The sequence below is a fragment of the Flavilitoribacter nigricans DSM 23189 = NBRC 102662 genome (genome assembly GCF_002646595.1).
Taxonomy (GTDB): domain Bacteria; phylum Bacteroidota; class Bacteroidia; order Chitinophagales; family Saprospiraceae; genus Flavilitoribacter; species Flavilitoribacter nigricans.
Genome location: NZ_PDUD01000001.1, coordinates 1 through 24321, shown reverse-complemented (window position 1 = coordinate 24321; position 24321 = coordinate 1). Strand labels below are relative to the sequence as shown.

Genomic DNA, 24321 nt, shown 5'->3' with positions numbered 1-24321 from the left:
GCTAAAAACTATATCCGTTTAAAAAATCTTTGACTTCCATGCGTTTTCGACCCTGCAGTTGCAGCTCTAACAATTGGATATAGCCATCATTGGTGGCGACCTTTACAAAAGTCTTGTTATCCGAAACGAAAGTCCCGGGGGCCTGCTTAGGGGGAGACATTTCCTTTTCACTGCGCAGTATCTTCAGCTTCTTATCCTCCAGCATGGTCCAGGCGGCAGGGTAGGGGCTTAGTCCCCGAATGAAATCATGCACCGTGCCGGTGTTTTGCCGGAAGTCGATCTCACAGGTTTCGTGGAAGATTTTCGGTGCCTTGGTTGCCAGGCTATCGTCCTGCGGTTTTAGTTCGTAATCATTCCGTTCGATAGCCTGTACCGTTTTGAGCACGGTCTGGGCACCGAGTTCCATCATGCGGTCGTGCACTTCGCCGGCCGTCTCATCCGGTCCGATCGGGAGCGTTTCCTGAAACATGACGTCTCCGGTGTCGATCTTATGTTGTATAAAAAAGGTAGTGACGCCGGTCTCTTTTTCGCCCTGAATGACCGCCCAGTTGATGGGGGCTGCTCCTCGGTATTTAGGCAGGAGAGAACCGTGGAGATTAAAAGTACCGTATTCCGGCATATCCCATACGATTTCCGGCAGCATCCGGAAGGCGACTACGACCTGCAGATTGGCTTTAAGGGTACGGAGTTGTTCGATGAATTCCGGGTTGCGCAGTTTTTCCGGCTGTAATACGGGGATTCCCGCCTTCACGGCGTATTTTTTCACCGCAGATTCCAGCAGTTGCTTGTTGCCCCGGCCGCCGTACTTATCGGTGGCGGTAATTACCCCCACTACCTGGTAACCATTACTCACTAAAATATCCAAAGCGGGGACCGCAAATTCCGGCGTTCCCATAAATACAATTCTCAGATCACGTTTTTCTTTTCCCATCAATAACTTTTAATAGATCACTGGCTACGTCTCCGGCGAGTTCCTGTTGTTGATAAATAATTTCGGCTTGCCGGTAAAAGTACATTCTTTCTGACAATTTAGCCCGGATGAAACCCAGTAATGTATCTTCATTATACGCCTGCAGCAGCGGCCGGTGGGCCCGCTCGGGCATCAGCCGCTGGGCCAGGATCTCCGGAGGGGTATCCAGGAAAACGGTCAAGCCGTGAGCATTCATCCAGTCGATATTATCAAAGAAACAGGGGACCCCACCGCCGGTGCTGATCACCACGCGCTCGATCGTACTGGTATCGTGTAATACCTTTTGCTCGATCCTCCGGAATTCTTCTTCTCCCATTTTCCGGAAGATCGCGGGGATGTCCATTCCGGCTTCCTTTTCGATCAGGTCGTCCAGGTCCGTGAAAATATATCCCAGCTGCCGGGCCAGTGCTTTACCCGTGTGGGTTTTACCGCTTCCCATAAAACCGATGAGATAGATGCGCATAATGTAGGCATGAGGCAGGGCCGGAAGAGACTGACACGCTTCCGGCCACGCCGTTATTTTAAAAATAGATCGGATAATCCTGCTTCCGGCTAATGGCGAAGGCCGCGTTGATCAGTCCGACATGGCTGTACGTCTGGGGGAAGTTGCCCCACTGGCTGCCCGATTCCTCGTGGACATCTTCGCTGAATAAGCCCAGGTGATTGCCGTGGGTGACCAGCATGTCGAACGTTTTGACGGCCTCGTCCAATCGGTTCATCCGCGCGAGCGCTTCCACGTACCAGAACGCACAGATCAGGAAGGTGGATTCCGGGACGCCGAAATCGTCGGCGTGTTTGTAGCGGTAGAACAGACCGGAAGGGGTTTTGAGTTCGTCTTCCAGCACCTTCATATGTCTTTTGGCTTTCGCCGAACGGGGATTCAGATATCCCATATTGATGAGTTGCAGCAGGCTGGCATCCAGATTGGGATTCCCGACGGCCTGGGTGTACACCCCGCGCTCAGCGTCGTAGCAGCGTTCGATCATGGCTGCCGACTCCTTCACGAGTTTGCTGGCGTAGCGCCCCATTTTTTTATCACCGATCACCGAAGCGATCTTTTTCCCGGCCAGGCTGCCCGCCCAGTGGAACAGGAAGGTATAGCTGTGCAATTGAGAAGTGCCCCGGAATTCCCAGAGACCATTATCCGGTTCTTCCATCGTGTTTTCGATCATTTCCAGACTGTGCCAGGCGATCTCTTCGAGGTCTTTACCGGTTTTGCCCAGTAGTCGCTGATCCGTGAAAAAGGGCAGCAGGGTAACCATCACCTGCCCGTAAACATCATTCTGGATATGCTCGTGGGCCTGGTTGCCGATGCGAACGGGTTTTTCTCCGAGATACCCGTCCAGGTCCAGGATCTGCTCCTCCGGAATGGTATGCGAGGCGATGGGCACCAGTGGATGGTAACGCCGGTCTTCACTCAGTACCACGTTTTCGATGAAACGGGCGTAGTCTTTCAGAATATTGAAGTGACTGAGATCATTCAGGGCCTTCAGCGTATAGTGTGCGTCCCGGAACCAGCAGAAACGGTAATCCCAGTTCCGGGTACTACCGGGAGATTCGGGCAGGCTGGTGGTCGTTGCGGCGATAATGGCTCCGGTGTCCTGATACTGATGGAGTTTGAGCGTAAGCGCCGAGCGGATAACCGACTCCTGTCGGAAACGCTCTGTAGACGTATTCTGTACCCAGAGATGCCAGTATTTCCGGGTCTTGACCAGAAAGCTTTCGGCGGTAGTTTCCAGGGCAGCTTCCAGTGGGACGCCCCAGGTAAGGATAAAGTGCTGGGTCTGGCTGAGGGCAAAGGGTTCCTCTTCGAGGATATGGTTGAGCGATACATTGGTGGTCAGACGTACCTGGGCATCGAGACCTTCGTAGCGAATGTGACTGCTGCCCATTACCGGATTGGGTTGCCTCGATCCGTAGGCGCCGACCGGACGACAGCAGACCCTGATCCGCGGCCGGCCCTCGATCGGCACAACTTTTCTCAACAGCATCAGGGGTTTATAGGCCCTTTCGTATTGGAAAAAACGAGGCGCAAAATCCACTACCTTGAAGGTCCCGTCTTCGCAGTGAAAGGTAGTTTCCAGGATATTGGTATTGGGGAGATACTGCTGGGTACTGCTGTAATTCGCTGTAGCGGGACTGATCGAGAATCGTCCCCCTTTTTCCTCATCCAGTAATCCACCAAAAATGAAACTGCTGTCGAAGCGGGGCCAGCACATAAAACCGATATTGGCGTTGGTGTCCACCAGTGCGATGTAAGCGCAATTACCAATAATGCCGTAATTGTACTTGTGTTTTTGCATAAAATAGATTGTTTAAAAAAGCCGGTGCCGGACCGGACCTATCGTTAATAAGTTAGCCAGCTAAACCTACTTGTTTGGTTGAAAAGGTAGTGGGGGATGCGTACAATGGGTGCCCGGACAAAATTGGTCGATTACTTAATTTGGCAAAGCACTTGAAGGCGAAAATAGAAAAGTAAGGATAAAAGCGGTAGTTTTACCCACCTTTTCATTCCCGGTTTGGAGTAAGTTTTTGAATCTTTGGTTTTAGATTGCGGCAAAGATTTTTACTGCTGCCGGATATGGACAATTTTAGTACTTTTGCGGTTACTGAAAAAGGCAGAATTATGAGCATGAAGAATGTCCTGTTTATTGTTTTGGTGATCAGCCTCGGGGCTTGTCAGCAAAATCGCTTTTCCGGTTCCGAAAAAAGTGTGGAAGAGATCAAGGCCGAAGGTCCGATCTCCAACGCGGATATTATCCGAAACCCGGTAAGCGCCGACGGTCCGATGGATACCGTCAACGTTGCCAAAATGGCCTTTACGGAAGAGACCTTTAATTTTGGAGAGGTTAAGGAAGGCGACATCGTTAGACACACCTACAAGTTTACCAATACCGGTAATGTGCCTTTGATCATTTCCAATGCGAGTTCTACCTGCGGCTGTACGGTACCGACCTGGCCGAAGGAGCCGATCGAACCGGGCGCCGGCGGAGAGATCTCGGTCGAGTTCAATACCACGAACAAGCACCGGGAACAGAAAAAGCCGATCATCGTTACGGCCAATACCTATCCGGCCCGCACCACCGTGCATCTGGAAGGATTTGTGCATCCGGAAGAAGAAACAAATTAGTAAATCCGACCTCCGATCGGATAAATTCCCGATCGGCAGCACCCCGGTCGGATAACCATCGCTGATCAAAGATCGGCGCTACGATAATATAAACCAACGTTAAATGAATATGGAAATTTTGTTTTTACAGGCCGGAGGAGCCGGTTCTATGAATTTACTTTTTTTGGGAGCAATGATCCTGATCTTCTGGTTGTTCCTGATCCGTCCGCAGGCTAAAAAGCAGCGCGAACAGAAAACCTTTATGGAGAGTTTGGGCCAAAATGATCAGGTGGTAACCGCCAGCGGCATACTGGGACGCATCAGCAAGATCGAAGATGATATTGTAACTTTGGAAGTGGCCAGCAAGTCGTATATTCGAGTGACGAAGAATGCTATTTCCAAAGAAATGACGGATGCAATTTACGGAGAAGATAAAAAAACAACTTGATAATATCCGGCAGTTCAAATTGCAGGAAGACCGGGCTATTCTATTGAGTTGCATTGGAATAGCTCTGGTTTTCTGGATACTCGTTAAGTTATCGCAGGAATATACGAGCCAAAAACAGGTGTCTTTTACTTACCTGGCACCCGAGGATCTGGCTCTGACCAACATCCCACCTGATGATGTTTACGCCACCCTGAAAGGGACCGGCTGGAACCTGATGTTTGAATACCTTGCCAATTCGACCATCCCTGTGCATTTCAATATCGGGGAAGTTGGAGAGTTCAATCTAAACCGCGCCCAACTCCGGGCGGAGTTACTGGCCGCTCTGGCCTCCAAGGAACTGGACATTACGGAGATCAATTACGATGAGATTAATCTCCGGGCGGAGGAAAAGTCGACCAAGCGCGTTCCCCTTCGCTTTCGTCTGCGCCTGGAGTTTGCGCCCGAACACCACTTGTCGGCGCCTTTACGCATCGATCCGGACAGCGTTACGCTGACGGGGGCCTACTCGGTACTTAACAATTTTACCAGCTGGCCGACAGATACCCTCGAATTTCTCGATCTGACCAATACGGTTACGCTGGCCATCCCGGTGCAAAAGCCGCCACCAGAGATCCAGTTGAGCGCCCGGGAAACGGAGCTGACGATACCGGTGGAGTCCTACACGGAAAAGTCGTTTTTTGTGCCGGTAACTTTAAAAAATCCGCCTTCGGATAGTCTCAAGGTATTTCCCGATAAGATCAAGGTGAGTTTTGCGGTTGGACTGAGTCAATACGATTCCGTGCATTATACGGATTTTCAACTGATGGCGGACCTGAAGGCCACTTCACTGGAAAAAGGGAAAAACACCGTACCGGTGGAGATTACCGCCCAACCCAAAGCGGTGAAGAACGTGGTGTTGTCGAGAAAGTCTGTGGAATTTTTCATTCTAAAACCGGAGGAAAATAAAACGGACAAGCCCCAGTAAAAAAATTACCCCGAACATCTCCGATGACGGGGTAACTACACACACACTATGAGAACACCCATTATTTCTTTGCAGGACTATCGCGCCTGCGTTCAATAGTAAAGACGCCGAATTTTTCTAAAAGTTATAGTAGTGCCTGTTATAGTTTTTAACGTTTTTGTTTTAAATTAAACTATTTTGCTGTAAGTCAGTGTTTTAGATTGAGCCTAAATTGGGGTGTTAAAAATTTTAAGACTGGCCGTCGGCCCTAAATAAAGGATTGTGATTACTCAAAAAAGTGTTCAGGAAATACTGGAGACCGTCAAAGTGGAAGACATCATTCAGGATTACGTCAGCCTGAAGAGGAGAGGAGTAAACATGATCGGCTTGTGCCCCTTCCACAGCGAAAAAACGCCATCCTTCACGGTTTCCCCGGCTAAGAATATCTTTAAGTGTTTTGGCTGCGGGCAGGCCGGCGATGCCGTTAAGTTTTTAATGGAGCACGAACAGCTCACCTTTCCCGAAGCCCTGCGCCATATCGCTCGCAAATACAATATCGATATCGAGGAAACGGCTCCCACGCCGGAAGCCCTGGCCCAGCAGCAGGTAGCGGACAGTCTGTACATCGTCAATGATTACGCCAAGAAATACTACGAAGATCAGCTTTTCAATACCGACATCGGCAAGGGAGTTGGACTCAGTTATTTCAAGAATCGGGGATTTCGGGAAGCTACTATCCGAAAATTCGGCCTGGGATTTGCACCGGCCAAAAAAGATGCCCTGACGGCGAAAGCGATCTCCGAAGGACACAAGATAGATACTCTGCGGGATGCGGGACTGACCAGCAAATTCGATCAGGATTTCTTTCGGAACCGGGTGATGTTCTCCATTCACAACGTCTCCGGGAAGGTGATCGGATTCGGGGGAAGGATCCTGCAGAAAGACATTAAAGCTCCGAAGTACATCAATACGCCGGAAACGGAGATCTACAATAAGAGCAAGGTGCTCTACGGCATTTATTTTGCCAAACAGAGCATACGGAAAGAGGATGAATGCATCCTGGTGGAAGGGTATACGGATGTGATCTCCCTGCATCAGGCCGGTATCGAAAATGTGGTAGCCTCGTCGGGAACTTCCTTGACCAAAGAACAGATCCGCCTGATCAAGCGGTATACGCCCAATGTGAAGATCATTTACGACGGCGATATCGCCGGGGTGAAAGCGGCACTCAGGGGATTGGATCTGTTGCTGGAGCAGGACCTCAACGTCAAAGTGGTTACCCTGCCGGAAGGAGAAGATCCGGATTCTTACCTGCAGTCGGTTGGCGCGTCGGCCTTTAAGAAATACATCGACGAAGAAGCCAAGGACTTTATCCTGTTCAAAACCAATCTGCTACTGAAAGAGATCGGCAACGATCCGGTGAAAAAGACCCATGTCATCAAGGACATCGTCAACAGTATTGGTCTGATCCCGGATCCGATTAAACGTTCGATCTACATCAAGGAGTGTGCCCGTCTGGTAAATGTGGAAGAACAGCTGTTGGTCAATGAGTCCAACCGCATTCTCGCCAAACAGGTGACCAAACAGCGGAACGAAGAGGCAAAACAGCAGGGCGTCTGGAAAGAGGAAGGCGATCAACTGGCCAGGCATCTGGAAAAACCGCTGGCCAAACAGGAAAAAACGGCCAAAGCGGTCGGCGATGAATTTCAGGAAAAGGAGATCGTTCGAAACTTAATGCTATTTTGTGATCAGATCTTTGATAAGGAAGAGAATCTGACCGTTGCGGAATATATCCTGAGTAGTTTGGAAGATCTGTTGGCGGTGATCGACAATCCGCTCTACAAAACCATTTTTTCCGAAGGGATCCAGCGCTTACTGGACCATCATCCGATCACTCCCAAGTACTACGCTCAACACGAAGACGATAATATTCGGAAAATGGCCCTGGATTTTGCAATTTCACCCCATGAATACAGTCCAAACTGGGAGAAAATGCACGATATTACGCTGACGACCCAGCCGATGCCCGAAGAGAACTTTACGAAGGACACCATCGAAAAACTAAAGCGGTTTCGATTGCGGAAAATACAACGCATGATCAGTAAGGTCGATCAGAAGATCCGGAGTTTGCAGGAGCAGGATATGAATGACCCGAAGATCATTGTACAGATCAAATTGAAACTTAAACTGCAGGAATTGCACGGCACTCTTTCCCGGGAAGTGGGAATGCTGGGCTCAACCGGACGATTTTAAAAGTAGGGTAAATGATAAACTTTTTCAAAAAACTATTCGGTGGAGGCGTTGATCTCGCCGAGGTGATCTCCCGCGATGCTTTGGTGGTAGATGTCCGTACGCCGGAAGAATACCGTCGCGGCCATCCGGACGGCGCCATCAACATCCCCTTGAACGAAGTGGATAAGAAGCTCAAAGAACTGACCAGTAAAAAGGTCCCGGTAGTGACCTGTTGTGCTTCGGGTCGGCGCAGTGGTATTGCGGCCAGGCGCATGCAGGAGGAAGGGATTGAGGCGTATAACGGCGGCCCCTGGCAACGGGTTCAGCGGTATTTATAATTAGGGCCGGCACCGTCATTTAATGTGATCGAGATCTTCCCGGTATTCCGGTATTGGGAAATGCTTACAACTTATAATTCCATATGGCAAAGAATATCTACGTTGCCGCCACCAGTCAGCACGTCGGTAAAACGACCTCTACGCTGGGCCTGGTAGCCGTACTGCAACAAAAAGGCATCAACGTCGGTTACTGCAAACCGGTAGGACAGCAGTTTGTGGATCTGGGAGATCTGAGGGTGGACAAGGACGCCCTGCTTTTTGCCAAGACCATGAATTTCGACCTGGTACCGGCTATTCACAGTCCGGTGATCCTGGGCAAGGGAGCGACTACCGATTTTCTCGATGCACCCGAACAGTTTGATTATCCGAGCCGGATCTACGAAGCGGCTGCTGTGCTGGAACGGGATCACGATCTGGTGATCTACGAAGGGACGGGCCACCCCGGGGTCGGTAGTGTTGTCAACCTATCCAACGCAAAAGTGGCCAAAATGCTGAATGCATCGGTGGTGATGGTAGTGGAAGGCGGTATCGGCAGTACGATCGACCGGCTGAACCTCTCGGTGGCCCTATTCCACAAAGCTCAGGTTCCCATTATCGGAGTGATCATCAACAAGGTGCTGCCCGATAAGATGTCGAAGGTCAGAAAATACGTCGGGCGTTGGCTGGAGAAAAGAAATCTGCCCCTGCTGGGGGTATTGCCTTACCAGAAGAGTCTCTCCAATCCGATCATGGAAACGATCATAGAGACGGTTAACGGTCAGGTGCTGCACAATGGCGAATACCTCGACAACCGCATCGAAGGCATCATTGCCGGTTCGTTGGTAGAAACCCATGATTTCCGTACGGAAAAAGACCTCCTGCTGGTGTCCAGCGGGCGCCGGGTTTGCGAGGCCATCGACGCCATCCGGGAAAGTATGGTGAAGGTAAATCGTTCGGACGAATGCCCGTTGGCGGGGATCATCATTACCGGTGACGGTAAAATGAGCAATCAAAGCTACGATGCGATCAACTGTACGGATTACGTCAACGAGCACCGAATCCCCGTGATCACCACGGCGCTGGATACCTACGGCTCGGCCGTCAAGATCAGCGGTATTGAAGTGAAGATTAACACCCGGACGCCCTGGAAAGTTGCCCAGGCAAACGAACTCATCCGTAAACACATCAATTTAGATCCTTTGCTGTAAAAGCCGGGGAAAAGATACACGACCATGAAAGCAATTCACGAAACCAAGTTTGAATTTCCCGGACAAACTGCTTTTTACCGGGGAAAAGTTAGAGACGTATATACTATTGGCGACCGGCTGGTGATGGTGGCATCGGATCGCATCTCCGCCTTCGACCACATCCTGCCGCGGCCGATACCCTACAAAGGGCAGGTACTCAATCAGGTGGCTACTTATTTTTTAAATGCGACCAAAGACATCGCTCCCAATTGGCTGGAAAGTACCCCGGATCCTAATGTTGCCATCGGTATGGCCTGCAAACCCTACCGGGTGGAAATGGTGATCCGCGCCTATCTGGTGGGGCACGCCTGGCGGGAATACGCCGCCGGCAAACGGACACTTTGCGGAGTGAGCATGCCGGATGGGCTGCGGGAAAACGATCCCTTTCCCGAACCCATTATTACGCCCGCAACCAAGGCCGAAGAAGGGCACGATGAAGATATTTCCCGCGAGGAAATACTTCGGCAGGGGATCGTTAGCGAGGAAGATTATCTGATCCTGGAAAAATATACCCGGGCCTTATTTAAGCGCGGAACGGAAATGGCGGCCAAACAGGGACTGATCCTGGTGGATACCAAATACGAATTCGGTAAAAAAGACGGCAAGATCTACGTCATAGACGAAATTCATACGCCGGATAGTTCCCGGTATTTTTACGCGGATGGTTACGAGGAAAGACAGGAGAGGGGAGAGCGGCAAAAGCAGTTGTCCAAAGAATTTGTGCGGGAATGGCTGATGGCCAATGGCTTTCAGGGAAAAGAAGGACAGCAAATGCCGGAGATGCCGGATGAAATGGTGAACAAGGTGACCCAGCGTTATATCGAACTGTACGAACGCATCACCGGGCAGGCTTTCGAGAAAGCTAAAACCGGGGATATCGAAGACCGCATCTACAAACACGTGGTCGGAGCGCTGGGATAGCAACCAGGTAAAACGGTACACCTAAAACAAAACAATATGAGAACCCAACAACTTTTCCCCCTGCTGCTGATCGGTTTACTGGCGGCGTGTCAAAATACCGATAACGGACAAAGCGGGGATCCGGCGGATACCGAAACAATGGATACTACCGCAACCTACGCTACTACCGGCTCCATTGAACGACTGAGCCCGAAACTGGATGCAATCCTCCCAACGGATGCCAGGATCGAGATCCTGGCCGAAGGTTTTGAGTGGAGTGAGGGGCCGCTCTGGCTGGAGGACCAACAAATGGTGATCTTTTCGGACATACCCAATAACCGCATCAATTCCTGGAAACCGGGAGATCAGCAGGCAGCCGTCTATCTGGAACCTTCGGGCTATACCGGCGAAACTGGACGCGGGGGAGAGCTTGGGTGTAATGGCTTACTGCTCGATCCGGAAGGGAAACTCGTTCTTTGTCAGCACGGTGACCGCCGTATTGCCCGGATGGACGCGCTGCTGGATGCGCCCAAATCGGAATTCACCACCCTGGCGGACAACTGGCAGGGCAAGAAACTGAACAGTCCGAACGATGCCGCCTACCACGCCAATGGCTCATTGTATTTTACGGATCCTCCCTACGGATTGGAAAAGAGAATGGACGATCCGGGTAAAGAAATTGATTTTCAGGGCGTCTATCGCATTGATCCTTCCGGTAAGTTACACCTCCTCACCGATGAGATCACCCGCCCGAACGGGATCGGCTTCTCTCCGGACGGTAAAACGGCGTACGTGGCCAGCTCGGATCCCGACAAAGCGATCTGGATGGCTTTTGATGTGAATGATGCCGGTGATTTTGAGAATGGCCGGATCTTTTACGATGTTACCGATCAGGTTGGTCAGGCTCCTGGTCTGCCGGATGGGCTGAAAGTTCATAGCAACGGCCATATCTTTGCTACCGGCCCGGGCGGGGTCTATATCTTCTCTCCGGAAGGGGAAAAGTTGGGCCTGATCCGCACCGGGGAGGCCACCGCGAATTGTGCTTTTGATACTGATGAAAAAACGCTTTATATGACCGCGGATATGTATTTGCTGCGGGTGGAGTTGGAGTGAGTGAGTGGTGAGGGGGAGAGGTGGCAGGTTTCAGGGACGAGGTGTCTGGGATGTTTCGGTCGGTTGTTTACGTATTTCATCTTTTGTAGTATGAAGTCTGGTTCATTCGCCCATACTTTCACCGGCGATCCATCCGCCCGTCCAGGCGGCCTGGAAATTGAAACCTCCGGTAATGGCATCGATATTGAGCACTTCTCCGGCCATAAATAAACCGGGGAAATGTTTGCTTTCAAAACGTTTGAAATCTACTTCCCGTAGATCGACTCCGCCGGCGGTGACAAACTCATCTTTAAAAGTGCTTTTCCCACATACGGTGTACGAGCCCTGGGTAAGCTGCTCGCTTAGCCGGTGCACTTGCTTTTTGCTTAGATCTGCCCAGCGCACTGCCGGACCAATTCCCGCAGCTTCCACAAGGCGCTGCCAGAGACGGTTGGGCATATCGAATTCCCGGGGAGAACGGGTGGCTATACTTTTTTGGGCCAGGTCTTCACGGAATCCCTGCAGCATCTCCCGCAGCTCATCGTAGGATCTGTTCACCCAATTGACCTTCAATTCAAAGCGGTGATTGGCTTCGGCCAGCTCGCGGGCACCCCAGGCGGATAGCCGAAGCACTCCCGGACCGCTTAGCCCCCAGTGGGTGATCAGCAATGGACCGGAGGCCTGAAGTTTATATTCCGGGATCCGTAGCTCAGCCATGGGTACCGAAAGTCCCGGCAGGTCCTTGAGACGCGGATCCTTGATGTTGAAGGTGAACAGGGAGGGGACCGGAGGCACGATCTGGTGGCCCATCGCGGCCAGTGCATCCCAAATACGGGGATTACTGCCGGTAGTCAGCATGATCCGGTCGGCAGTATAGGTGCCTTTACTGGTCTCTACCTGCCAGGAGGTTTGGTCTGCTCCCGGTGGGATAAGCTGATCGACCCGGGTCTGATAATGCACCTGTACACCCGCCCGGCGGGCACTGCCCAGCAGGCAATCGACTATCGTCTGTGAGTCATCCGTCACGGGGAACATACGTCCGTCCTCCTCAATTTTACTTTCCACTCCTCTCTGCTCAAACCAGTCGACGGTATCTCCACAGGCAAAGCGGGTAAAGGGGCCCAACAATTCCCGACTGCCCCGGGGATAGTGTTTGATGAGTTCCCGGGGTGTCCAGCAGGCGTGGGTGAGGTTACATCGCCCGCCTCCGGAAATGCGGACTTTGCCGAGGGCTTCTTTTCCACGTTCCAAAATAATGACCTCACATTCCGGATACAATTCAGCGCAACGAATGGCCGCAAAAAAGCCGGCGGCTCCTCCGCCAATGACCAACACTTTTTTCTGCATAACTCAGTGGGATAATCTGCTTTCCAGTTTTGCCGCAAACTTACGGCAAAAACATTTTTTCCGGCTGCATAAAAGAGGAAAATATGGCGATGGGTACCTTCGGACTTGGTCTTGACCCAAACCCAAAGGTACCTGGAATAGCGCACGGCGAAGCTGCCTAACGCTTTTCAACGGTATTGGTCAGACTTCCGATACCGTCAATGGCGATAGTGACTTCATCTCCGGGCTGCAGGGTGAAATCGCTACCGGGCACAATGCCCGTTCCGGTCATCAGGAATACACCGTAGGGAAAGCTGGTTTCCCGACAAAGGTATTCGACGAGGTCATCCGGTTTTCTTTTCAACTGGGAAAGGTCTGTTTGCCCCGTAAAGACCAGTTCCCGCTGACGCTTGATCTCCAGATGGATCCCGGTAGAGTCGGGGAGGGGAGCCTCACTGACCAGGATACAGGGCCCCAGGGCAGCACTGGCATCGTAGGTTTTGGCCTGCGGCAGATACAAAGGATTTTCTCCTTCAATACTCCGCGAGCTCATATCGTTCCCGATGGTGTAGCCAACGATCTTGGCGTTGGAAGTCACCACCAGGGTAAGTTCCGGTTCGGGAACATCCCAGGTGGAATCTTTCCGGATGCGGATCGGATCACCGGGACCGGAAACCCGGGCAGCGGTTGCTTTGAAAAATAATTCCGGCCGGTCGGCGAGGTAGACCCGCGCGTAAAAATCACTACCACCGGCGGCCTTGGCTTCTTCCTCGCGGCCGATCTTGCTTTGGTAGTAGGTTACTCCGGAAGCCCAGACTTCCTGGTGGCCGATGGGAGCCAGTAGTTGTTCCCCCAATAGATCTTCTCCGTTCTCAACAGGTTTGAGCTCCTGGCACAATCGGGCGCATTTCTGGCCCAGTTCATCGTCATTGATAAACTCATCCCATTCTGCTTCGTGCAAATAATACTGACCCTGCTCCTCCAGGAGTAAGCCCGATCTGGTATGGTATATTTTCATTTATCAGTTTTTCTTTTGAATGGATCTTACAGCATTGTGTTATGCTCCTGCATTAGTGATTGTCCTTCGGAACGTAATCGCCCGAACCACCGACGAGAAAATCGAGATCGGCTCCCCGGTCGGCCTGCTGTACGTGATTGATGTACAGACTTACGTAGCCCCGCTCGGTCGGCTTTTCGGGCGGCGTCCAGGCAGCCCGGCGTTGAGCAAGTTCTTCGTCTGATACGTCGAGATGCAATTTACGGTTGGCTACATCCAGTTCGATGTAATCCCCGTTTTGCACGAGGGCCAGGGTGCCACCTACGGCCGATTCCGGCGCGACGTGCAGTACAACGGTACCGAAAGCCGTACCACTCATCCGACCGTCTGAGATCCGGACCATATCCGTGACCCCTTCTTCGATCAGCTTGCGGGGCAGTTCCAGGTTGCCTACCTCCGGCATACCGGGATATCCTTTCGGTCCGCCACCCTGAAGCACCATTACGGAATTGGCATCTATTTCCAGATCCGGATCGTCAATGCGCTCGTGGTAGTCTTCCACGCTGGTAAAAACTACGGCTCTGCCGCGGTGTACCAGCAGGTCTTCGGTGGCGGCGGAAGGTTTGATCACCGCTCCCTGTTCGCAGAGGTTGCCCCGCAGGATAGCGATACCGGCTTCCGGTTTCAGCGGCTGATCGACGGAGTAGATCACCTTGCGGTCGTGACATACCGCTTTGGCGGTATTTTCTCCAATGGATTTTCCGTTGGCAGTGATGCGATCGAGGTGCAGGTATTCCTTCAGTTCATTGATAATTACGGGCAAACCGCCGGAGTAAAAGAAATCCTCCATCAGATATTTGCCGGAAGGCATCAGGTTCAGCAGTAGTGGGATGCGACTTCCGATACGGTCGAAGTCTTCCAGTTCCAGAGGTACACCCATGCGGCCGGCAATGGCGAGCAGGTGCAGTATGAAGTTGGTAGAACCACCGATACCCGCATTGACCACGATCGAATTTTCAAAAGCTTCGCGGGTCAGGATCTTGGACATCCGCAGGTCTTCTTTGACCATTTCGACGATCCGGCGACCGGAAAGCTGGGCGAGTGTACGCTTGCGGGAGTCCACGGCGGGGATGGCCGCAGCTCCGGGCAGCGTGAGCCCCAGCGATTCCACCATACAGGCCATAGTGGAAGCCGTACCCATGGTCATACAGTGGCCGGCACTGCGCGAAGAGCAGATCTCCGCTTCCTGCAGGTCGAGGTCGGAATACACCTTATGGTGTACGTTTTCCTTGATCCGCCAGACGAAAGTCCCGGAGCCGATGGTCTCATCCCGGAAGCGACCGTTGAGCATCGGTCCGCCTGGTACGACAATGGTGGGGAGGTCCACACTGGCGGCTCCCATAACGGTAGACGGGGTGGTCTTATCACAGCCGGTGAGTAGCACCACGCCGTCTATCGGGTTGGCGCGGATGGTTTCTTCGGTGTCCATACTGGCCAGGTTCCGGTAGATCATGGCCGTCGGCCGGATGAGGATCTCGCCCAGAGACATTACCGGAAACTCGACGGGGAATCCGCCCGCTTCGAGCACACCTTTTTTTACCTGCTCGGCAAAATCGCGGAAATGACCGTTGCAGGGCGTGAGTTCGGACCAGGTGTTACAAATGCCGATCACCGGGCGTCCATCAAAATAGTCATTGGGGTAACCCTGGTTGCGCAACCAGGACCGGTAAATGAAACCCATCTTTCCGCCCCGGCCAAACCATTCCTGGCTGCGTAGTTGCTTTTTTTCTTCCATTAAAGTTGGTTGTTTATCGTTTTTAATCTGGGAAATGATCTGAATCCATGACTCCGACAGCGATCCGGGATCCTGACAAGTTCAGACGTCAGCCTTCTTTTGTCCCGCAATTTCCTGAGGATTGAAAGGCTGGTCCGTACAGCGGCAAGATCAATGTCCTGAGCACTCCGGCAGTCAATAAGTTCAAATCACTTTCGGGCTTTAAGATAAGGAAAAATGGAGCAGCTATTAAAATCCTGAAACGAACACAGCCGATAATTTTCGGGTTTCAAGTATGAGATCACAAACAACAAGATCGCCCCCTTAAACCACATCATTGACCCTAAATTATCTAGCTAAAGCCATGAAAAACTTTCCTGCCATAATCGTACTCCTCTTAGTCTTTTTAGGTGTAACGGCATTTGCTGTGTCCGATAATCAAACCGAAGAAAACCCAATGCCCGCTTCCGCAGACCTGTTGGACCGCCTGACCGACGAATTCCAGTATCTGGTTGATCTGTCGGCTACTGCCGCCGAGCGGTTGGACAATCACATCCATTCCCAGCTGGCCCTGAAGATCGCCGATAATTTTCAGCAGCAGAACCGGGAGCTTTGCCGCCTCATCATCGATCGTGATATCCCGGCCAAGAGAGAAGTTTCTGAGGAACAGCGCAAAGCGATCGTTTCTCTGATCCCGGCCCGTGATCGTGCCCTGAACGCTCGTTTTGAATCCCTGCTCCGGGCTGAATTTGACAGTCTGGAAACCCTGATCAACCGCCACAAAGGTCTGATCGAAGAACGGGAGATCCTGGATTTTGTAGATCAGGTTGAAATCACCACCGATAATTTCAGAAACCAGATCGAGATCCTGCAGTAGAATTAAAAATTGCATTTAATCTGCTCAACAATATTCGCGCTAAAAGTGTACTTTAAATAAAAATACCAAGAAGCGCATGACCTTGCCGGAAGTACTACCTGATTCTACCCGCGTCTGGATCTACCAGACCAACCAGCCGATTGCCGAAGAAAAAGTACCCGAAGTACGGGATAAAATACAATCCTTTGTCCGTAACTGGGTGAGCCACAATCGCGCCCTCAGATCCCACGGGGACCTCTTACACAATCGTTTCGTTGTACTGATGGTCGATGAAAGTCAGGCGGGAGCCAGTGGTTGTTCCATCGATTCTTCCGTCCATTTCCTCAAACGCCTGCAGGCCGAATACGGTGTAGATCTTTTTGATCGCATGGTATTCAGCTTCAAAAAGGGCGACGAAGTGATCAGTTTGGATCGCGATGCGTTCGCCCGTTGGTACGCAGAGGGCAAGATTGATGATGAGACGCTCGTTTTCGATACCCTCGTGAACAACAAGAAGGACCTGGAAGAGAACTGGATGAAACCGCTGAAGAATAGCTGGCATCGCCGGATGGTCTAAATAGCTCCGTCGGCCGTGTCTATCTCCTATTTGCTCCCATTAGTCAGATAATTAGGCTTTTCGACCGAAGAGGTCCTATATTAGAACCCTTAATTCAATACATTATGATAGGTAAAGTAAAAAAGTGGTTGGGGATCGAAGGGGTTAAGCTGGAACTGGTGCTGCCCGAGGAGGTCAACTCCAAGGATGGAATTATTGAGGGTAAACTCCGATTTCAATCACTGAACGAACAAACGGTCAGCAGCATTAAAGTGGCGCTGATCGAACGCTACACCCGCGGACGGGGAAAGGAAAAACTGGTCGACGAGTACGAACTGGGAAAACGGGAAATGGAGATTGAATTCAACGTGCCACCGGAAGAGATCCTAGAGGTTGATTTCACCCTGCCCTTTGAACTGGTCCAATCCGATGTGGACGAATTCGGCGCTAAAAATTTTCTATTTGGTGGTATTGCCCGGGCGGCCCGCATGATGCGCGGCGCCAAATCCGAGTTTCGGATCGAAGCGGAAGCTTCCGTGAAGGGAGTGGCTTTGAATCCATTTGATAAAAAGCCGATCAATCTGGTTTAAGAACTGATCTTCTTCTATAATAATTTGGTATTCGGTACCTGAAAATACCGGCTTACCGGATCCGTACCGAATACCAAACTGCACTTCTTTATTACTTCCGTCTAAAGCCTTTCTTGGGCATTCCTGCACCCGGCATTCCTCCCATTCCCGGCGTTTTAGACATTTTATGCATGAACTTACGCATCTGATCAAACTGCTTGATGAAGCGGTTGATATCGTCCATCGTCTGACCACAGCCCATGGCGATCCGCTTTTTCCGGCTCATGTTGAGTACCTCCGGATTTTCTCTTTCCTGGGGAGTCATGGACTGGATGATCGCTTCCACCCGGTTGAGCGCCTTATCGTCGATGTCCAGATCACGGGTCATCTTATTCATACCCGGGATCATTTTCATCAAACTCTTCAGGTCACCCATTTTACGGATCTGGTAGATCTGACTTAAGAAGTCATTGAAATCCAGCTTGTTGCGTTTGATCTTCTTCTCCAGCCGTTTAGCCTCCTCCTCATCGAACTGCTCCTGTGCTTTTTCTACGAAGGAAACGATGTCCCCCATACCCAGGATCCGCTGGGCCATCCGGTCCGGATAGAACACGTCGAGCGTATCCATTTGCTCACCGGTACTGACAAATTTGATCGGCTTACCGACCGTATATTTTACCGACAGGGCCGCACCACCGCGGGTATCACCGTCCAGTTTGGTCAAAACCACACCGTCGTAGTTGATCACATCGTTGAAGGCCTTGGCGGTATTTACCGCATCCTGACCGGTCATGGAATCCACTACAAAAAGCGTTTCGTTGGGTTGGATCGCCTCCTTTATATTGGCGATCTCTTTCATCATCGCCTCGTCGATGGAAAGCCGTCCCGCTGTATCGACGATCACTACGTCGCGGTTGGTTTCCTGAGCGTGGGCAATGGCTTTGAGTGCGATCTCTACCGGATTTTTATTCTCCGGTTCGGTATATACGGGAACCCCAACCTGCTCACCGAGCACATTGATCTGATTGATAGCCGCCGGACGGTAGACGTCACAGGCTACCAACAATGGTTTTTTCTTGCGTTTTTCTTTCAGGAAAAGGGAGAGTTTTCCGGAGAAAGTCGTTTTACCGGAACCCTGCAGACCGGCGATCAGAATGACCGTGGGACTGCCGTTCAGGTTGATACCGGCGGCCTGACCACCCATCAACTCCACCAGTTCGTCCATGACGATCTTTACCATCAGTTCCCCCGGCCTAACTGCTTTCAGCACGTTTTCCTGCCCGAGGGCTTTGTCTTTCACCTTGTCGGTGAACTCTTTGGCGATTTTATAGTTAACATCGGCGGCTACGAGTGCTCTTCGGATCTCTTTAACAGATTGAGCGATATTGATCTCAGTAAGCTTGCTTTCGCCTTTAAGTGTTTTAAAGGCTCCTTCCAAACGATCACTTAAACTTTCAAACATGGAAAATCAAAATTTTTTTCTATATTGCTGCCACTCCGCAGCAGTTTGATACAGTCGCAAATATAGATATAAATGGCGGAAATGCTACTTTGTTTGCTCAAGACCAAGCTGAGTTTCCACAAATTCTACTTTCTTGTTGATTTTTAAGTTGTTTCCTTAGGAATTTTGTGATTTCAGAGCCCTTCATTTTGGTTAATTCCTAAGAACATATCCTCTCGCGCAACTGAAAAAATGAACTACCCGACCTGATTCAGCAATTATCAGACTTTCGAAGTGTCTTGACAAGGCACTGATATAGAATATTCACTTTTCATCATAACAAACAAAACGGATATATGTCTGCAACACGCAACCCAATATTATGGTTGGTGTTATGGTTGCTTTGGACCATCCTGGCCTATCCGACCTGTCTGAAAAACTGTTGCTCGGAAGATGGGGCAGTTGAGGATACGATCGGTATGGTGGAAGAAGAGGGTCCGGAAGAAGAAGAGGCGGTTACTGATACACCAACTGCCCGCGAACCCATTGATTTTGCATGGAGTGTCGCCAGACCTAACACGAACGAAGGATACGATCAGTACAGCCGGGATGTACTGGACAGCCGGACGGACGACAATATTCTCGAGATCGTCGGCCTCTATTTTGAGGAAGAAACTGCCCCGGACGGGTACGAGAATATGGGCCTTGCCCGGGCTTCTCTGACGCGCGATCTGATCGCTTCCGATCTGCCCGATGAACGGGTGAATTTGCGCTCTCGCCTCGTAGACGAAAGAGCCGGTGTACGGGACGGATTCTTTGACGCCGTAGAATTCCGCTGGCTCGAAGCGGAAGAAAAAATAGCGGCAACCGTTGAAGAACTACCCGATCGCCGCATTATTCGCTTTCCTTTTAATTCTACCGAAAAAGAATACGATCCCAGTGTGGATGAATACCTGGACAAACTGGCCGAACGCCTGAAGGAGACGGGAGAGACCGTGCGTTTGGTAGGTCATACGGATAATGTCGGTGGTGATGAGGCCAACATGGTGCTTTCGGATCGGCGGGCAAAAGTCATTCGGGATATCCTGAGGAATAAAGGAGTTGCTGCGGATCAGATCACTACCGAGGCAAAAGGAGAATCCCAACCGGTAGCGAGCAATGAGACCGAGGCCGGTCGCTACGATAATCGTCGGGTGGAGATCTTCCTGAACAAAGCCGATGAATAAAATGGAAGTTGACATGGTATCGCACGCCGGTACCGCGTCTGCACCCTTTGTTAAATTATAAATATTCAAAAAATGCAATTCGATATAATTTTTCTGGATACTTTTTTGGGATTGCCCTGCTGGTTGCTTTGGTTGTTAGCTTCCCTGCTTTCCGGACTGCTGGGGTATTTGATCGGCTGGGCGCAGTATAAACCTTGTTGTGACAAAGTAGAAGAGGTGGAGGAAGAAGCCCGGAGACTGCATGCAGGCATTACCGATTGGGAAGCAAAATACCGGGAGCTACAGTACCGTCGGGATGAACTCGATAAAGACAATACGGCCCTGCGAGCCTCGCTCAACCAGTGTGAAGCCGATAAAGCCGCACTCAACGCCAAAATACTCACCACGGAGAGCCGCAGTCGAAGCGTTGATCCCGGTGCTCTGGCCTTTGCGGATACCGGCTCCGGCGGCGGTGGTGCTGACTATATCGCTCTGATCGGACTGGACAATCTGCAGATCATTGAAGGTATAGGTCCCAAGATCGAACAGCTGCTGAAGAATTCCGGCTACACGAGTTGGGGTGCCCTGGCTGCTGCTGAGTACGATGATCTGAAAAAGGTGCTGGAGGATGCCGGACCGAGATACCGGATCCACGATCCCAAGTCCTGGCCGGAGCAGGCCCGTTTGGCGGCGGAAGGCAAATGGGACGAATTGATCCAATATCAGAAATTCCTGGATGCCGGACGGGAGAATACCGGTGATTTTGAAAGTGATTCCAAACTGGAAAAACTGATCGCCAAAAAAATGGGCTATTCTACTAATCCAAACGATCTTAAGATCGTGGAAGGCATCGGACCCAAGATCGAAGGCCTGTTGCACGGGGCCGGCATACAGACCTGGTCGGACCTCGCCGCTACGAGTGTAGATCGTCTGCGGGAGATCCTGGCTGAGGCTGGAGAGCGTTACCGCCTGGCGGATCCGACCAGTTGGCCCAAGCAGGCTGAGCTGGCCGCCAGTGGCAACTGGGATGAACTGAAAGAATATCAGGACTTCTTAAGCGGAGGAAAAGATCCGTCTTAAATAGAAGATATTTAAACATCGTGCCCGCTTCGGTCAGTTCTGATCGTGGCGGGCTATTTTTTTTTCTGTAATGAAAAATCAACTGAATATCTGAAAACAATGTCCGGGCTTTCTACCTTTATACGGTAAACCGTGCCTGGGAACAGGCCGGTAATTGCTCACTACGTCCTTATCAACCACCAATCGCTCACTACCTTAATCGCTATTAACTATGATGATCAGAAATTTACTCTTGTTTTGTCTGTCCTTAATTTTATTCTCCTGTGGAAACGAAGCTTCCGAAATGACCGGCAATCCACCGGCCGAGGGTTTTAACCTGGAAGGCTCGGATGAAAAAGCCATCGCTATCGCCGATTCCGTCATGGCGGCAATGGGAGGCCGGCAAAACTGGGATAACACCCGGTACATCCACTGGAATTTTTTCGGCGCCCGCACCTTGCTTTGGGATAAGCTGGAGCAAAAGGCCCGCGTAGAATCGCACCGGGACAGTTCCATTTACATTGTAGATCTAAAAAATGGCGGCGGAATGGTCAAAAGAAACGGTGAAGAACAGACCGCGCCTGATTCCATCGCCATGTACACCAAACGCGGAGAAGGCATGTGGATCAATGACTCTTACTGGCTCGTCATGCCCTATAAATTGAAGGATTCCGGTGTAACGCTCAAATACGTTGGCCAGGACACCACGCAGGCCGGGAAAATGGCCGATGTTCTCCAACTCACCTTCGAAGCAGTCGGTAATACACCCAACAACAAATACCTGGTGTACGTAGATCCGGACAGCCATCTGGTAACTCAATGGGATTTCTTTACCAATGCCGGCGACGAAGCTCCGCGTTTCTCGACGCCCTGGGCCGATTATAAGGAATACGGTTCGATCCTGTTATCCGGAGATCGCGGCAATCGGAAACTCAGCAATATTGCCGTTTATGAAAGCGTTCCGGAAGGTGCATTTACCAGTTTGGAGCCTTTAAAAATGGGGGATTAGGTCCCAAATGTTAACATAAACGAACTCCCTTAACATATTTCAGGATTCTTTAACCAAGCTGCAAAACGGATTAACGTCTCCTTAGTGGCCGGCCATTGCTATACCCTATAATTTAGCAGTTATACACCTAATACAAGGATTTAAAACGAAAAGGTTATGACTGCTCCCACTGTAAAAACATTCATCATCGCTTGCTGCTCAGCCATATTTTTGCTGAGCTCCTGTGCTTCGGCCGAGAAACTGGTGGAAACCGGAAATTACGATCAGGCCATCGAACTGGCAATCCGGAAACTCGCCGGCAAGAAGAATAAAAAGGTAAAATACGTTCAGGCCCTGGAAGAAGCTTTTGCCCAGGTTACCGATCGGGATATGCGCACGGCCGAACACCTGAAAGCCGATGGCAAGAACGCCAACTGGGAAAAAATCAATGACATCTACCGTCGGATCAGCCGCCGGCAGGAAGCCATTCGCCCCTTGTTGCCCCTGATCGATAAAGAAGGTATCAAAGCTGATTTTCAGTTTGTTCGGGTAGAGGGCCTGGAAAAAGATAGTCGGGAAAAAGCAGCCGCTTTCCTTTACGATGAGGCGCAGGAATTGCTGGATCGGGGTCGCAACGGTGACCGTCAGGCGGCACGCCTGGCCTATTCCCAACTGGAAAAGATCAGCAAATACTACCGCACTTACCGGGACCGGGAAGAATTGATGCAGGTCGCTCAGGATCTGGGGACCACCTATATCCTCGTCAGTGTCGAAAACCGTGCACCCGTTGTATTGCCCGCCGGATTTGAAGCCGAAGTAACCCGTTTCGGCGTTCGTGACCTGGATAGCAAATGGAGTGTGTACCACAATCGCCAGGATCCGAATATCGAATACGATTACGAGGCGATCATGCGCCTTACCAATATTCAGTTGAGCCCCGAGGTTGTTAAAGAACGTCAGTACGAGGATGTACGCGAAATCGAAGATGGGTTTGATTATGTACTGGATGCGAACGGAAACGTGACCAAGGATACGCTGGGCAATGACATCAAAATACCGCGCAAAGTGCTGATACGGGCTAAAGTGCTGGAAGTCTATCAGAGTAAAGTAGCCACCCTCAGTGGTCGCGTAGATCTGGTTGACCTCAGAAGCCGGGAACTAATCGATAGTCAGGCCATCGGAGTGGATGCCGTTTTCGAAAACTACGCTTCTACCTTCAGAGGAGATGAGCGGGCCCTGAGTAAAGAAACCCGGCGTCGGATCGGGAACCAGCCCTTGCCTTTTCCTACGGACGAGGATTTGATCCTGACGGCCGCCGAACAGATGAAACCGGTCGTAAAAGACAAGATCTCCCGCACCAGAAACCTGATATAACTCTAAGAAAAAAGAGAGAATGGTCCATCCATTCACCTCTGTCGAAATATTAAATGTCTGTGTAACTCCAAACAACCATTTTGCCGGCCGATCTTATCCGATCGGCCTTTTTTTTGCAAAAGACTTGTTATTCCTATCCGGAAAAAATATATTTGCATCCGCTTAAGCCAAAACCCACGACGGTGGAACTTTTAAAGTCGAATTTTGGTTTTTGCATTGAACACTAAAAACGGGGTGTAGCGCAGCCCGGTTAGCGCGCGTCGTTCGGGACGACGAGGCCGGAGGTTCGAATCCTCTCACCCCGACTAGCTTAAGATCAAAAGCCTTTGTAGTCAATCGATTACAAAGGCTTTTTGTTTTGGTGGTGGTGAACAACAGACTTTCTAAGTTTCGAAAACTTAGAAAGTCTAAAGTGCTATCCCTCAATGGCTTAGTTTCATCGGTCCGAACGGCATTTTGCCCATCGCCGTATCCACTGTACCCGCACTCAGAAGTTCGGAATCGGACGCCTCAAAGTACTCCACCCGGATCTGGTGTTTTCCCTTTTTCTATTACCAAACTACCGTTCCCGGCGGAAATGAAACAGAAATACCTACGATGGTTCGGACCGATCGCATCAGATCCGGATTAAACAGTATACGGTACAAAAGGTGATCAATAGCACCGGTGAGGATTTGGTGGTGCTCTTCTAAAAAGGCAATCGCTGGAGCGATAGTGTCGGATGATCCGTCGGATTTTTCTTTAAGTTGCTGTCCCATAATATTGAAATTAGGAGGCCATGGTACGTGACACAGCAACTTAAACATGAGTCATCGTACATTGCGATTGAACCCAAAATAGTGAAAGAATATTAGAATAAGAGTAGGAAGAGCGAGATAAGGCCGATGAGTCACCTGCTTCAAAAAGCCGTTCGGGATG

22 protein-coding genes and 1 tRNA gene are annotated in these 24321 nt (G+C 50.8%); 16 read left to right on the top strand and 7 right to left on the bottom strand.

Translation table 11 applies throughout. The annotated features are described in order from the left end of the window. Position 1: 1 nt before the first annotated feature. From fmt to CRP01_RS00110, 3 genes are read right to left on the bottom strand one after another with little or no spacing between them, the layout of a single operon-like run. A complete protein-coding gene (fmt, locus tag CRP01_RS00120; RefSeq protein WP_233752600.1) occupies positions 2-931 on the bottom strand; it encodes a methionyl-tRNA formyltransferase in 930 nt (309 codons plus the stop codon). Then, positions 912-1433 (bottom strand): shikimate kinase, encoded by a 522-nt coding sequence (locus CRP01_RS00115; RefSeq protein ID WP_222845632.1) that lies wholly within the window; start codon positions 1431-1433, stop codon positions 912-914. Before CRP01_RS00115 ends, fmt begins: the two co-directional genes overlap by 20 nt. A gap of 58 nt (positions 1434-1491) precedes the next feature. Beyond that, the gene (locus CRP01_RS00110; RefSeq protein WP_099147944.1) at positions 1492-3273 is read right to left on the bottom strand and encodes a glycoside hydrolase family 15 protein; all 1782 of its coding nucleotides are present in this window, start codon (positions 3271-3273) and stop codon (positions 1492-1494) included. 323 nt (positions 3274-3596) lie between these two features. Between CRP01_RS00110 and CRP01_RS00105 the strand changes: the two genes are divergently transcribed. From CRP01_RS00105 to CRP01_RS00070, 8 genes are all read left to right on the top strand, one after another. Beyond that, the gene (locus CRP01_RS00105; protein WP_233752599.1) at positions 3597-4100 is read left to right on the top strand and encodes a DUF1573 domain-containing protein; all 504 of its coding nucleotides are present in this window, start codon (positions 3597-3599) and stop codon (positions 4098-4100) included. A 103-nt stretch (positions 4101-4203) separates the two neighbouring features. Next, a complete protein-coding gene (yajC, locus tag CRP01_RS00100; RefSeq protein WP_099147943.1) occupies positions 4204-4527 on the top strand; it encodes a preprotein translocase subunit YajC in 324 nt (107 codons plus the stop codon). After that, positions 4493-5491, top strand: coding sequence for a YbbR-like domain-containing protein (locus CRP01_RS00095; RefSeq protein ID WP_099147942.1), 999 nt, complete (start codon positions 4493-4495; stop codon positions 5489-5491). The genes yajC and CRP01_RS00095 overlap by 35 nt, the downstream gene beginning before the upstream one ends. A 261-nt stretch (positions 5492-5752) precedes the next feature. Continuing rightward, complete coding sequence (gene dnaG / locus CRP01_RS00090) at positions 5753-7723, top strand: DNA primase (RefSeq protein ID WP_099147941.1); 1971 nt, start codon at positions 5753-5755, stop codon at positions 7721-7723. Between the two features lie 11 nt (positions 7724-7734). Further along, on the top strand, positions 7735-8040 hold the full coding sequence (locus CRP01_RS00085) for a rhodanese-like domain-containing protein (protein WP_099147940.1): 306 nt from the start codon (positions 7735-7737) through the stop codon (positions 8038-8040). An 83-nt stretch (positions 8041-8123) separates the two neighbouring features. Then, on the top strand, positions 8124-9227 hold the full coding sequence (locus tag CRP01_RS00080; protein ID WP_099147939.1) for an AAA family ATPase: 1104 nt from the start codon (positions 8124-8126) through the stop codon (positions 9225-9227). Between the two features lie 24 nt (positions 9228-9251). Continuing rightward, positions 9252-10187: a phosphoribosylaminoimidazolesuccinocarboxamide synthase gene (locus tag CRP01_RS00075; protein ID WP_099147938.1), complete on the top strand. Its 936-nt coding sequence runs from the start codon at positions 9252-9254 to the stop codon at positions 10185-10187. A 36-nt stretch (positions 10188-10223) separates the two neighbouring features. Then, positions 10224-11279 carry an SMP-30/gluconolactonase/LRE family protein gene (locus tag CRP01_RS00070; protein ID WP_099147937.1) on the top strand — a complete coding sequence of 352 codons (1056 nt, stop codon included), beginning with the start codon at positions 10224-10226 and terminating at the stop codon, positions 11277-11279. 102 nt (positions 11280-11381) lie between these two features. On the opposite strand, the gene CRP01_RS00065 is transcribed toward CRP01_RS00070, so the two are convergent. The 3 genes from CRP01_RS00065 to CRP01_RS00055 all read right to left on the bottom strand — a co-directional run bounded on the left by CRP01_RS00065 (position 11382) and on the right by CRP01_RS00055 (position 15376). Continuing rightward, on the bottom strand, positions 11382-12605 hold the full coding sequence (locus tag CRP01_RS00065) for a BaiN/RdsA family NAD(P)/FAD-dependent oxidoreductase (RefSeq protein WP_099147936.1): 1224 nt from the start codon (positions 12603-12605) through the stop codon (positions 11382-11384). Positions 12606-12762: 157 nt separating this feature from the next. Next, positions 12763-13602, bottom strand: coding sequence for a fumarylacetoacetate hydrolase family protein (locus tag CRP01_RS00060; protein WP_099147935.1), 840 nt, complete (start codon positions 13600-13602; stop codon positions 12763-12765). A gap of 52 nt (positions 13603-13654) precedes the next feature. Continuing rightward, positions 13655-15376 carry an IlvD/Edd family dehydratase gene (locus CRP01_RS00055; RefSeq protein ID WP_099147934.1) on the bottom strand — a complete coding sequence of 574 codons (1722 nt, stop codon included), beginning with the start codon at positions 15374-15376 and terminating at the stop codon, positions 13655-13657. A 436-nt stretch (positions 15377-15812) separates the two neighbouring features. On the opposite strand from CRP01_RS00055, the gene CRP01_RS00050 reads away from it, so the two are divergent. The 3 genes from CRP01_RS00050 to CRP01_RS00040 all read left to right on the top strand — a co-directional run bounded on the left by CRP01_RS00050 (position 15813) and on the right by CRP01_RS00040 (position 17357). Then, positions 15813-16232 carry a hypothetical protein gene (locus CRP01_RS00050; RefSeq protein WP_099147933.1) on the top strand — a complete coding sequence of 140 codons (420 nt, stop codon included), beginning with the start codon at positions 15813-15815 and terminating at the stop codon, positions 16230-16232. 76 nt (positions 16233-16308) lie between these two features. Continuing rightward, positions 16309-16788, top strand: coding sequence for a hypothetical protein (locus tag CRP01_RS00045; RefSeq protein ID WP_099147932.1), 480 nt, complete (start codon positions 16309-16311; stop codon positions 16786-16788). 104 nt (positions 16789-16892) lie between these two features. Beyond that, entirely contained in the window at positions 16893-17357 is a 465-nt protein-coding gene (locus tag CRP01_RS00040; RefSeq protein ID WP_099147931.1) for a sporulation protein, read from the top strand. A 91-nt stretch (positions 17358-17448) separates the two neighbouring features. Here the strand turns inward: CRP01_RS00040 and ffh are convergent, their stop codons facing one another. Further along, positions 17449-18798 carry a signal recognition particle protein gene (gene ffh / locus CRP01_RS00035; protein ID WP_099147930.1) on the bottom strand — a complete coding sequence of 450 codons (1350 nt, stop codon included), beginning with the start codon at positions 18796-18798 and terminating at the stop codon, positions 17449-17451. 335 nt (positions 18799-19133) lie between these two features. Here ffh and CRP01_RS00030 point away from each other — a divergent pair, with 335 nt between their 5' ends. From CRP01_RS00030 to CRP01_RS00010, 5 genes are all read left to right on the top strand, one after another. After that, entirely contained in the window at positions 19134-20003 is an 870-nt protein-coding gene (locus CRP01_RS00030) for an OmpA family protein (RefSeq protein WP_099147929.1), read from the top strand. Positions 20004-20075: 72 nt separating this feature from the next. Continuing rightward, entirely contained in the window at positions 20076-21062 is a 987-nt protein-coding gene (locus CRP01_RS42940) for a helix-hairpin-helix domain-containing protein (RefSeq protein WP_233752598.1), read from the top strand. A gap of 211 nt (positions 21063-21273) precedes the next feature. Further along, positions 21274-22050: a hypothetical protein gene (locus tag CRP01_RS00020; protein ID WP_170110156.1), complete on the top strand. Its 777-nt coding sequence runs from the start codon at positions 21274-21276 to the stop codon at positions 22048-22050. 156 nt (positions 22051-22206) lie between these two features. After that, entirely contained in the window at positions 22207-23403 is a 1197-nt protein-coding gene (locus tag CRP01_RS00015; RefSeq protein WP_143473210.1) for a hypothetical protein, read from the top strand. A 230-nt stretch (positions 23404-23633) separates the two neighbouring features. Then, positions 23634-23708 (top strand) — tRNA-Pro (locus tag CRP01_RS00010). Positions 23709-24321 lie beyond the last annotated feature (613 nt).